Origin of the sequence: Nocardioides sp. (assembly GCF_031422975.1) — a bacterium.
Taxonomy (GTDB): domain Bacteria; phylum Actinomycetota; class Actinomycetes; order Propionibacteriales; family Nocardioidaceae; genus Nocardioides.
This window is the reverse complement of the sequence record NZ_JANPEO010000446.1, coordinates 1-1785: the sequence shown is the minus strand read 5'-3', so window position 1 is coordinate 1785 and position 1785 is coordinate 1. Positions and strand designations below refer to the sequence as shown.

The window sequence follows — 1785 nt, the reverse complement described above, 5'->3', positions numbered from 1 at the left end:
CCCGCCGCAAGGAGGTCTACCTTGCGGCGTACGACGACCTGGGCCGTCGTCTCGACGGCCCCGTCGTCTCCAGGCCGGCGGATGTGGCGAGCTCGCTCCCGGTGGCGGGGGAGGGTGCCCTGCTCTACCCCGAGCACTTCGCCAACGCCGTGTCCCCGAGCCGTCCGAGTGCCGGGTGGCTGGCGAGGGTCGTGGCCGAGGAACGCGCCGAGCTGCTCGACCCGGAGCCGCTCTACCTGCGCCGGCCCGACGCTGTCGCCAACGCGCCTCGCAAGCGCGTGACTCCCGGCGCATGATCCGGCTCGCAACAGAGGCCGACCTCGCCAGCGTGGCTGCGCTGGAGGTCGAGCTGTTCGGCGCTGACGCCTGGGACGCAGCGGCCCTGCACGCCGAGCTGGTCGGCCCCGGACGCCGCTTCGTGGTGGCGGCGGAGGACGAGGTGAGCGGCTACGGCGTCTCCAGGTCGATCGGCGACGTGGTGGACCTCCAGCGCATCGGGGTCGCGCCGCATCACCGGCGTGCCGGCGTCGCCACTGCGCTGCTGGAGGACCTACTGGCCCATCCGGGCGACGCGGATCGGATGATGCTGGAGGTGAGCGCCGCCAACCACCCCGCGATCGGCTTCTACCGGCACCACGGATTCAGCAGGATCGACGTCCGCCCCCGCTACTACCGCGACGGCTCGGACGCGCTCGTGCTGGGCCGGGTGCTCGGCACCGCTGACCAAGCATCGGCAAGGATGGAGCGATGAGCGACGAACCCCTCGTGCTCGGCATCGAGACCTCCTGCGACGAGACCGGCGTCGGCATCGTGCGCGGGCACACCCTGCTGGCCGATGCCGTGGCCAGCAGCGTCGAGGAGCATGCCCGCTTCGGCGGCGTCGTGCCCGAGGTCGCCAGCCGGGCTCACCTCGAGGCGATGGTGCCCACCATCGAGCGCGCCTGCGAGACCGCCGGCATCCGGCTCACCGACATCGACGCGATCGCCGTGACATCCGGCCCGGGCCTCGCCGGCGCGCTGCTGGTGGGGGTCGCGAGCGCGAAGGCGCTGTCGATCGGTCTGGGCAAGCCGCTGTACGGCGTCAACCACCTCGCCGCGCATGTCGCCGTGGACCAGCTCGAGCACGGGCCCTTGCCCGAGCCCTGCCTGGCCATGCTCGTCTCGGGGGGCCACTCCAGCCTGCTCAGGGTCGAGGACGTGACCCTCGGCGTGGATCCACTGGGGTCGACCATCGACGACGCGGCCGGCGAGGCCTTCGACAAGGTCGCCCGACTGCTCGGGCTCCCGTTCCCCGGCGGCCCGCACATCGACCGGGCCGCGGCCAGCGGCAACAGCGTCGCGATCGACTTCCCGCGCGGACTCACCGCCCGCAAGGACCTCGAGCGCCACCGGTTCGACTTCTCCTTCTCCGGGCTCAAGACGGCAGTGGCCCGGTGGGTGGAGGCGCAGCAGCGGGACGGGATCACCATCAACGTCGCCGATGTGGCCGCCTCCTTCCAGGAGGCCGTGTGCGACGTCCTCACGCGCAAGGCGCTCGACGCCGCCCGGACTTTCGGCATCGAGGACATCCTGATCGGCGGCGGGGTCGCGGCCAACAGCCGGCTGCGGGCGATGGCCACCGAGCGGGCCGAAGCGCACGGGATCCGGGTCCGGGTGCCCCGGCCGGGGCTGTGCACCGACAACGGGGCGATGGTCGCCGCCCTGGGCGCAGAGCTCGTGGCGCGTGGTGTCGCGCCGTCGTCGCTGGACCTGCCGGCCGACTCGTCGTTGCCGGTGACCTCCGTC

General features: G+C 72.9%; 2 protein-coding genes and 1 pseudogene. All 3 read left to right on the top strand.

All coding sequences use genetic code 11. The annotated features are described in order from the left end of the window. Positions 1-296 (top strand): annotated as a pseudogene (locus RMO85_RS13445) (tRNA (adenosine(37)-N6)-threonylcarbamoyltransferase complex dimerization subunit type 1 TsaB); the annotation flags it as partial. Then, positions 293-751: a GNAT family N-acetyltransferase gene (locus tag RMO85_RS13440; RefSeq protein WP_310529231.1), complete on the top strand. Its 459-nt coding sequence runs from the start codon at positions 293-295 to the stop codon at positions 749-751. The pseudogene RMO85_RS13445 and the gene RMO85_RS13440, both read left to right, overlap by 4 nt. Beyond that, positions 748-1785, top strand: a 1038-nt coding sequence (tsaD, locus tag RMO85_RS13435) for a tRNA (adenosine(37)-N6)-threonylcarbamoyltransferase complex transferase subunit TsaD (RefSeq protein ID WP_310529230.1), incomplete at its 3' end; no start/stop codon positions are given. The genes RMO85_RS13440 and tsaD, both read left to right, overlap by 4 nt.